The 9455-nt window shown below is 66.6% G+C and carries 9 protein-coding genes and 1 pseudogene; 8 read left to right on the forward strand and 2 right to left on the reverse strand.

What is annotated here, in order from left to right:
• The first annotated feature begins 427 nt into the window (after positions 1–427).
• The 4 genes from mgtA to H7290_RS10530 all read left to right on the forward strand — a co-directional run bounded on the left by mgtA (position 428) and on the right by H7290_RS10530 (position 4674).
• Entirely contained in the window at positions 428–3088 is a 2661-nt protein-coding gene (gene mgtA / locus H7290_RS10515; protein WP_290513966.1) for a magnesium-translocating P-type ATPase, read from the forward strand.
• Between the two features lie 113 nt (positions 3089–3201).
• Complete coding sequence (locus H7290_RS10520; RefSeq protein WP_290513967.1) at positions 3202–3648, forward strand: MarR family transcriptional regulator; 447 nt, start codon at positions 3202–3204, stop codon at positions 3646–3648.
• Complete coding sequence (locus H7290_RS10525) at positions 3645–3929, forward strand: hypothetical protein (RefSeq protein WP_290513968.1); 285 nt, start codon at positions 3645–3647, stop codon at positions 3927–3929. Before H7290_RS10520 ends, H7290_RS10525 begins: the two co-directional genes overlap by 4 nt.
• A gap of 73 nt (positions 3930–4002) precedes the next feature.
• Positions 4003–4674 carry a GNAT family N-acetyltransferase gene (locus H7290_RS10530; protein WP_290513969.1) on the forward strand — a complete coding sequence of 224 codons (672 nt, stop codon included), beginning with the start codon at positions 4003–4005 and terminating at the stop codon, positions 4672–4674.
• 9 nt (positions 4675–4683) lie between these two features.
• Here the strand turns inward: H7290_RS10530 and H7290_RS10535 are convergent, their stop codons facing one another.
• On the reverse strand, positions 4684–5643 hold the full coding sequence (locus H7290_RS10535; protein WP_290513970.1) for an NAD-dependent epimerase/dehydratase family protein: 960 nt from the start codon (positions 5641–5643) through the stop codon (positions 4684–4686).
• Between the two features lie 122 nt (positions 5644–5765).
• Between H7290_RS10535 and H7290_RS10540 the strand changes: the two genes are divergently transcribed.
• The gene (locus tag H7290_RS10540) at positions 5766–6479 is read left to right on the forward strand and encodes a TetR/AcrR family transcriptional regulator (RefSeq protein WP_290513971.1); all 714 of its coding nucleotides are present in this window, start codon (positions 5766–5768) and stop codon (positions 6477–6479) included.
• 101 nt (positions 6480–6580) lie between these two features.
• On the forward strand, positions 6581–6994 hold the full coding sequence (locus H7290_RS10545) for an SRPBCC family protein (protein WP_290513972.1): 414 nt from the start codon (positions 6581–6583) through the stop codon (positions 6992–6994).
• Positions 6995–6997: 3 nt separating this feature from the next.
• Here the strand turns inward: H7290_RS10545 and H7290_RS10550 are convergent, their stop codons facing one another.
• A complete protein-coding gene (locus tag H7290_RS10550; protein ID WP_290513973.1) occupies positions 6998–7630 on the reverse strand; it encodes a TetR family transcriptional regulator in 633 nt (210 codons plus the stop codon).
• A 141-nt stretch (positions 7631–7771) separates the two neighbouring features.
• Here H7290_RS10550 and H7290_RS10555 point away from each other — a divergent pair, with 141 nt between their 5' ends.
• Both H7290_RS10555 and H7290_RS10560 read left to right on the forward strand, forming a co-directional pair.
• Positions 7772–8860, forward strand: a complete 1089-nt coding sequence (locus H7290_RS10555; RefSeq protein WP_290513974.1) for an FAD-binding oxidoreductase — start codon at positions 7772–7774, stop codon at positions 8858–8860.
• 35 nt (positions 8861–8895) lie between these two features.
• Positions 8896–9455 (forward strand): annotated as a pseudogene (locus H7290_RS10560) (acyl-CoA desaturase); the annotation flags it as partial.

Below are 9455 nucleotides of genomic sequence, written 5' to 3' on the forward strand. Positions count from 1 at the left end.
CGTGGCTGGCCAGACCCACCACGCAGCGGCTCACCTCGTACAGCGCCTGGCGCAAGGGCGTGTCCCGGTGACTGCGAGGTCGCCAGCCACCTCGCGGACCCCGACCCGCGGCACCGTCAAGCAACCGCCGCACCTCACCTGTCGGATGTGGTGGTCGGCCACGGACCCACCACACGGCGTTACCTCTTCGGCTCCACCTGCGCAGACCGCTGGTCACGCATCCCGACCGGCACTACCCAGTGGCCGACGTTGAGAGTTGCGGTTCAGTCTGCGGGTACACCCCAGAGTCTGAGGTCCCCCACGGTCGGGGTCGTCCATCCCTACCGTCTGCCATCGTCGCGTGCGAGCCTGTCATGACGGAGGCGAAGGCAATGACATCTCAGGCATCGCCTGGTTCCGTGGCGCCCCATGACGGCCCGTCCCGCGCGTGACGACCGTCGAGCGTGGCCGCGACCGACATCCCGAGCCGACCGCAGGGCTACCGATCACGGATGCCGCAGAGCAACGGGTTGACGACGTCCTACGGCAGCTGCGGGTCGCACCGGAGCAGGGTTTGTCGGGCGAGGACGCCGTTGGACGTCTCGCGCAGTGGGGCCCGAACGCGCTGGTGTCCCACCGGGCGCGGGTGCTTCCGGTGCTCTGGCGACAGCTCCGTTCGCCGTTGCTGGGACTCCTGCTGGGTGCTGCAGTGGCGTCCTACTTCGTGGGCGAGCAGGGCGGCGCGATCATCATCGGTGTCATCGTCGGACTCTCGGTCGGACTCGGCTTCGTGAACGAGTACCGAGCAGAAAAGGCCGCCGAAGCTCTGCACTCACAGATACATCACGAGACGGTGGTCATCCGCGAAGGGACGGCACGCCGGGTCGACGTCACCGAGCTGGTGCCGGGAGACATCGTCGAGCTGCGGCTGGGCGACATCGTGCCGGCCGACATCCGACTGTTCGATGTCACCGACCTGGAATGTGACGAGTCGCTCCTGACCGGCGAGTCGCTCCCTGTCGACAAGACCGCTGCCCAAGTCCAGCCGGGGCTGCCGCTGGCCGAGCTGGTCGGCTGCGCGCTGATGGGAACTGTCGTGCACGCCGGCAGTGGCACCGGGGTGGTCACCGCGACGGGCTCCCGCACCGAGTTCGGTCAGATCGCTGCCGGCCTCGACACCCATCCCCTGGAGACAGAGTTCCAGATCGGTCTCCGCCGGTTCTCGATGCTGCTGGTGTACGTCGCCAGTTCTCTGACCGTGTCGATCTTCGCGATCAACGTGGCCCTGAACAGGCCGATACTGGACGCCCTGCTCTTCTCGCTGGCCATCGCCGTCGGCATCACCCCACAGCTGCTCCCCGCAGTCGTGTCCACGAGCCTCGCGACGGGATCGCGGCGGATGAGTCGTCGCAAGGTACTGGTCAAACGGCTGGTGTGCATCGAGGACCTCGGTGACATCGACGTGCTGTTCACCGACAAGACCGGCACCCTCACCGCCGGGGACATCGAGTTCTCACATGCCGTGCCTGCCAACGCCACCTCGCCCGAGGAGGTCGTCAGCTGGGGTCTTCTCTGCACCGAGAACGCCACTCAGGAAGGAACGGCCGTGGGGGGCAACCCCCTCGACAGGGCGCTGTGGTCATCACCCGAAGCCAAGCGGCCCGCGCTCGGCGACGTCCAACGGCTGGGCCTGCTCCCCTTCGACCACGAACGCCGGATGGTGTCCGTCATCGTCCGCGACCCTGCAGGGCACACGACCTTCGTCACCAAGGGGGCACCGGAGAGCGTGCTGGCACGATGCGTCGATGTCCCGGCCGATGCACGTGCGGCCCTCGAAGCCGAGTTCGAAGCCGGAAACCGAGTCGTTGCCGTCGCGATCCGCCCGGCCGAAGGCTCGACCCCCACGGCGGCCGACGAGCACGATCTCCGGCTCCTGGGCCTGCTGGTCTTCCTCGACCCACCGAAGCCCGACGCGGCCGAGGCCCTGCTCCGGCTGGAGACACTCGGCATAGCCGTCAAGGTCGTGACGGGCGACAACCCTGCCGTTGCCCTGAAGGTCTGCCATGACCTCGGGCTGGGCGAGGGCGAGGCGATGACCGGGCCCGAGCTCGATGCCCTCGACGACACCGAGCTCGGGGTGGCGATCAACCGCACGACGGTCTTCGCCAGGGTCAGCCCCGAGCACAAGGCTCGGATCGTCCGGGTCCGGCGTCTGTCCGGCGACGGGGTGGCATTCCTCGGCGACGGGGTCAACGACGCGCTCGCCCTGCACGCGGCCGATGTCGGTGTCTCCGTCGATTCCGCCACCGACGTCGCCAAGGATGCTGCCGATGTCATCCTCCTCGAGAAGAACCTGAATGTCCTCGCGGACGGCGTGGTCGAGGGCAGACGGATCTTCGCCAACACGATCAAATACGTGTTGATGGGCACCTCGAGCAACTTCGGCAACATGTTCTCAGCGGCAGGAGCTTCGATCTTCCTGTCATTCCTGCCGATGCTGCCGTCACAGATCCTCCTCAACAATCTGTTGTACGACGCCAGCCAGCTCGCCATCCCCACGGACAACGTCGATGAGGAACAGCTGCGCAAGCCCTCGCACTGGGACATCGCCTCGATCCGCCGGTTCATGTTCTTCTTCGGGCCACTCAGCTCAGTGTTCGACTTCGTCACGTTCGCGATCATGATCTGGGTGTTCAACTCCGGTCCGGCCCAGTTCAGGTCCGGCTGGTTCGTGGAGTCGCTCGCGACTCAGACGCTGATCATCTTCGCGATCCGCACGCGCCGTACCCCGTTCTTCCGGAGCCACCCCAGCCTTCCGTTGACGCTGGCCGCCGTGGGGGTCGTCGCCGTCGGCGCCGTGCTGCCGGCGACTCCCCTGGCTCACACCCTCGGCTTCCAGCCACTGCCGGCCGGCTTCTTCGCCGCGCTCGCCGGCATGGTCGTCGGGTACCTCGTCCTGATCGAGATCGGCAAGCGGATGTTCTACCGATGGGACGCCGCCTCGCCGCCTCGCCGACCCGCTGCCGTCCACCGACACCGGCAGTTTCATCGACACCTCCGCCGCAGGGCGGCACGATTCAGCACCGGTGACAGACCCAGACCTGACTGAGCCCCTCGAGATGATGTTGTGAACCAACTGGGTTGCGACGATCGACACATCGTGACTGATTCTGACCATGACCCCACCGTCGGCTCGCCACCGATAGTTAGTACACTAAGCATATGGAGAACCCAGACCCGCTCGCGCTTGAGGAACAGGTCTGCTTCGCGCTGGCCGTCGCCTCACGCACCGTCATCGCCGCGTACCGACCCATGCTCGAACCGCTGGGCTTGACCCACCCGCAATACCTCGTGATGCTCGCGCTGTGGCAGCACGACAAGGTCGGCGTCAAGCGACTCAGCGAGCTGCTCCACCTCGAGCCGGCGACGCTCTCACCCTTGCTCAAGCGGCTCGAGCAGACCGGGCTCCTCGTCCGGGCCCGCTCGCTGCATGACGAGCGATCGCTCGAGATCACTCTCACCAAGGAGGGCCGGGCGATGCGCGCCCGCGCGGTGGACGTACCACCCGCGATGATCGCCCGGATCGAGATGAGCGTCGACGACCTGCAGCGCACCAACGCGGTGCTGCACCACATCATTGACGCGGCCAGCATGGCGAGGTCCGCATGAGCACCCAGCTGGTGGCGCTGCACAAGGTGCAACGCCGCGTCGCTGCGATCGCGTTCTTTGCCGTCGCGATCCACGGTGTCATCGGGCTCATCGTGGTCGCGCACATCCTGGTGGGCCAGGACCGTAGCTCTGACGCCACGATCTTGATCTTGATGTCGGGAGCTTTCGCCGCCGTCACCTACATCGGGGTGCGGTTGATCCTCGGGAAGACGTTGTGGGCTCCCGCGTGGATCGCCCTCGCAGCGCTGCCGACCATCATTGCGTTCTTCGTCGTGCTCTGAGGGTCTCGCCACCACTAACGGCCCCTCGTGAGAGGCGGCGAGATCGCGACGCCGCCTCTGGAAGACTGGCCTCATGCCGGACGACGTACGCACCAGCATCGCTGAACGGTGGCTCAAGGTCTGGGCGCACACCCGCGGGCTCGACGTGTCAACCGTCGACGGGTGGCCGTTCGTGCACGTCGGCTCCGTAACCCGTGAGACCGAGCTGCTGTGCGTGGAGCCCGGCACGGAGACCTTCGCCGAGCTCATGCGACATGTGCTGGGCAGGCCACGCGCCATGCTGACCGTGCTGGCGACCGATGCCCGACCCTATGCGGCGTTGCTGCTGCCCGCGAACATCCGGGTCGACCGCGACGACGAGACCCTGATGGTGACGAGTCTCAGCCGCATGCCGATTCCCCCGCTCGGGTCCGGGTTGACAGCCCGCTGGGACATCGACGGAAACAGCGCCACGTATGCGGTCGAGTGGGGCGGCTCTCTCGCCGCGGAGGGCACGATCGGCGTCCTCGGCCGCGACGCCACACTCGATGCCGTCGAGACCACCCCGGCCTTCCAACGGCGCGGCCTGGCGAGGCACGTCATGGCTGTCGTGACGGAGTACGCGCTGGACGCAGGCGCCGACACCGGCATCCTGGCCGCCACCCCTCAGGGCCGTCGGCTCTACGAAGCCCTCGGCTGGCGGCCCACGCTGCAGATGTTGTCACTGATGGGATCGAAACCCGCGGATGCGGACAGCGGCGCCTGATCTCGACGATCACGGAGTTCCACGCGAGATCCGACCGCTGTCAGCCGTGACCTGCTCGGCGCTGCGCCGACAGACCTCCTGCCACGGCGTGGGCTCCATGTCGAAGTGCGTACGCGCGGCGCTGTCGTCAAGCACGTAGGGCGCGGTCCACTGGTACGACAGCTGGTTCAGCTCGCGCATCATCGGGACGACGAGAGCGAGGGTGGAGAGGATCGCCGCAGGTGTCGCCGAGACCGCCACGGGAGGCTTGCCGACGCTCGCCAGCACCTCGGTGATGGCTTGCTCCTGCGTCCGCGGCGGATTGCTCGGAACGTTCCAGGTGCGACCGTGCGCTGTGCTGTCCTCGGCTGCGGCGATCAGCATCCGGGCCGTGTCGAGGACGTCGGTGAACGTGTGCGGCAGGTCCTTCTTGCCGATGACCCAGGCCCGCTTGCCTTTCAGCGCACCGGGAATTTGACGCGTGACGTGCCCATTGCCACCGACTCCCCTGCCCATGTAGTCCGAGCCGCGCACCTCGACCGCCCTGACGCGCCCCGCGTCGTGCGCCGCCTTCGCGTCGGCCCACATCTTCGCGCGCAGGATGCCTTTGTGGTCGGTCGCGGCGTCAGGCATGTCCTCGCGCATCGGCCGATCGACCGGGCCGTACGGGTAAAGGTTGCCGGTGATGGCGTACACCGCGCCCGATCGCTCGGCAGCGCTGAGGAATGCTGCCATGAGTGGCGGCCAGAACGTCTCCCACGTCGTGTAGTCGGCGGGGTTGGCGCAGTTGTAGAGCACCGAGACACCGTCAGCCGCCGCGCTCAGGGCATCGGCGTCCGAGGCGTCGAGCTGCAGATGGACGACGCCGGCGATGCCGGTGTCGGTGCCCGACCGGGTGGCGACGGTGACGTCAGACCCACGTGCCGCGAGCAGCTCGGCCACGTGACGGCCCACCGGTCCGGCTCCGACAACAAGATGACGATCGGTCATGATTGGTCCTTCCCTGTAGGAGAGCACTGCTCTCGCTTCGAGCATGGCACCCACAAAGGACAAACACAAGAGCACTGCTCTCATTTGTTGCTTGCGCTCTCGAACTGGGCCACATTGGGGGCATGGAACAGACGTCCAGGACGGCCAGACACCGCACCCGCGAGGAGATCACCGAGGAGATCCTGCGCGCTGCGCGCAAGCGGCTCACCGAAGCCGGGCCCGGCGAGCTGTCGCTGCGGGCGGTCGCGCGCGACGTCGGCATGGTGTCGTCGGCGGTGTACCGCTACTTCCCGAGCCGCGACGACCTGCTCACCTCCCTCCTGATCCTCGCCTACGACGAAATCGGTGCCGCGGTCGAGGATGCCGATCACGCCGTGTCTGACCGGGCCGACCTCCTCGCACGATGGACCGCCGCGTGTCACGCGATCCGCGACTGGGCCGTCACGCACCCTGGCGACTACGCCCTGACCTACGGATCCCCTGTCGCGGGCTACATCGCGCCCCGCGACACCGTGGGCCCGGCGACACGGGGCACGGTGGTGCTCGTGACGATCGTGACGGACGCCTACCGCGATGGCCGCCGGGCACGTCCCGCCCCGCCCGGCGCACGAGCTGGGCTTGAGAAGACTCTCGGTGATGCGATGCGGTTCGTGCAGGCGCGCGATCTTCCGCACCCACCACCGGAGGTCGTCGCACGCACGATCATGGCGTGGACATCCATCTTCGGCACCGTGTCGTTCGAGCTGTTCGGCCATCTCGAGGGATCTGTCAGCGACAAGGCCGACTGGTTCGACGAGGTCGTCCTGCGGCTGGCAGTAGACCTCGGACTGACCTGACGTCGACCCGGAGTGAGTAATGCCTCACCCCGAAAATATCGCCGGAAGGCCTTCCTCACTGTTGAATGTGGACAACCCCGACATGCCGATGAGGAACAGCCATGCCCCGTATCGCCCGCAGGACGTTCGTCGCCGCACCCGCCCACGTGGTCTGGAGCCTGGCCGGGGACTTCGCCGAGTGGCACCCCCAGCTCCGCATCTACGCCGACGGCCCGGTGGCCTCCCCCGAGCTCGTCGTCACCGTGGTGTCGCGCGACGACGAGGCGATGACGCTGTCCTACTCGATGCCCGACCCGCCGTTCCCCATCGCCAACCACAAGGCCACGATCGTCGTGGAGTCCGCAGGCCACTCGACGTCGCACGTCACGTGGTCAGCCGACTTCAGCACCGATCCCGACCTCATCCAGCAGCTCGAGGACAGCCTCGGCGACGCCGTCTTCGTGCAGGCTCTCGACAAGCTCGCCACCTACGCCCAAGACACTTTCGGATCGACCCAAGCCGCCAAGGGCCGCTGAGCCTCAGCCCCGCCAGTCGCGAAAACCGACGACGATGAGGCGCATCTGTCGGCGCGCGCCCTCCTTGATCTTCTCCTCCAGGTCTGGACGGCCGTCGGGCATCTCGACGATCTCCTCGGCGTTCGACACCATGTTGCGCACGAACAGGCGCGACACCATCTGCACGTCCTCCGTTGTCCATGTCTCGATGTTGGGAAGCCGCGCGAGCACGACGGCGAGCTCACTGACGAACAGGTCGAGCTCGTGCCTGATGGCCGAGCGCACGACATCAGGGCCGCCCACGCGTTCGCGGGACACGAAGCCGAAGTGCGCCTTGCTCTGCTTGACCGCTTCGACCAGGACGTCGGCCGCCGCGTCGATGATGTGGTCGAAGACCTGCGGATCACGCTGAGCGTCGCGAATCATGCGTCTCAGTGTTGAGAAGGACTGCTCGACGAGGGCGAGCCCGAGCTGGTCCATCGAGTCGAAATGGCGGTAGAAGGCGGTGGGCACGATGCCAGCATGCCGAGACACTTGCCGCAGGCTGATCTGGGCGAAACCCTGGGTCTGGCTGAGCTCGAGCGCCGACGACAGGATCAGCTGTCGGGTGCGTTCCTTTTGCGCCTGCCGCGACTCGGCGGGCAGGGGCTCCGTCATGGGCACAGCCTAGTACCTGCCCTTCAGTGCACATCTGTGTGCATCGTGGTCGAGGTCACGCGGTCGGTCGGTTGCGGTGAACGCACGGGTCGTGCACACTTTGAGTGTACGGATGTTCACTGACTTCGAGGAGGCACCGAGATGGGCATCATTCGCAAAGCACTCGCCTCGCGTCCCGTCTCCGTCCTGGCCTCGCCGCACTCGATCGACCACTACCTCGAGCAGGTCCACCCCATGCTGGCCGCCGAGAACGTCCGCGCCAAGGTTGTCGGGGTCGTGCGGGAGACTGGCGATGCCAGCACCGTGGTGCTGCGCCCCAACGGCGCGTGGAACGGCTTCGTTCCCGGCCAGCACGTGCAGTTCGGTGTCGAGGTCGAGGGGATCCGCAAGATTCGTTGCTTCTCCGTGTCGAGCTCGCGCGCGGCGAAGAACGGCACCTTCAGTGTGTCGGTCAAGGCTCACCCCGACGGTTACGTGTCCCAGTTCCTGCACCGTGAGATGCAGCCGGGCGCGATCATCTTTCTCTCGCAGGCCGAGGGCGAGTTCGTGCTCCCCACGGTGGTGCCCGACAACCTGCTGCTGATCAGCGGTGGCTCAGGCATCACACCGGTCATGTCGATGCTGCGCACATTGCGCGACACCGGCCACACTGGAGGGGTCACGTTCCTGCACTACGCACGCTCGCGGGACGACGAGATGTTCTCACCCGAGCTCGACGCCATTGCTGCTGAGCCTGACGTCACCATCGCCCGCGTCTACACCCGCGCGCCCCTCGACGGTGCCGAGCTCAAGGGCCGCTTCGTCATCGACCACCTGAAGCACCTCGGCATCGACCCGAGGGAGACCCTGACGTACGTGTGCGGACCGGCCGGGCTGATCGCCACCGTCCGCGACACGTACGAGGAGCTCGGTGCGGCCGATCAGCTGCGCCTCGAGTACTTCAAGGTGCCGAGCATCGACATCGATGCCGCCGACGCGACCGGCACCCTGACCTTCGACGACGCCGTCGCCGAGGTCGCCAACAGCGGCGACACGATCCTCGTCCAGGCCGAGGCCGCCGGGCTCACGCCCGACTTCGGCTGCCGGATGGGCGTCTGCAACACCTGCGCCGTCAAGAAGAACAGCGGCGCCGTCCGCCACATCGTGAGCGGCGAGATCACGGCCAACACCGACGAGACCATCAAGATTTGTGTTCAGGTGCCCATCGGCGACGTGAGCGTCGCACTGTGAAGGGCACGACGCTGAAGGGTAAGAGGGAGAAGACCATGGCGAAGAACAAGAAGCACCCCCCGATCGAGCCGCACAGCGCCTCGCGTCACAACGCGGCGCCGTTGACGCTGATCAACAAGGACTCCGACAAGCCGGCCACCATCGGGCTGGAGTACATGACCTACGAGCAGCTCGATGAGTTCGGGCACCAGCTCGACACGGTGCGTCAGCGCGTTCTCGACGACCTCGGTCAGAAGGACGCCGACTACATCCGTCGTGTCATCAAGGTGCAGCGTGCCGCCGAGGTCCTCGGCCGCGTCGGTATCTTCATGCCGTTCTTCCTTCCCGCCTTCTTCACCGGCATCGCCCTGCTCGGCCTGGCCAAGATCTTGGACAACATGGAGATCGGCCACAACGTCATGCACGGCCAGTACGACTGGATGAACGACCCGATGGTCGACGGCAAGCGCTTCGAGTGGGACAACGTCGCACCGGCGCAGGACTGGAAGCACGGCCACAACTACATCCACCACACGTACACCAACATCCACGGCATGGACCGCGACATCGGCTACAACCTGCTCCGCATCGACGCCGACCAGCCGTGGTACGGCAC

Origin of the sequence: Aeromicrobium sp. (assembly GCF_014378035.1) — a bacterium.
GTDB lineage: Bacteria > Actinomycetota > Actinomycetes > Propionibacteriales > Nocardioidaceae > Aeromicrobium.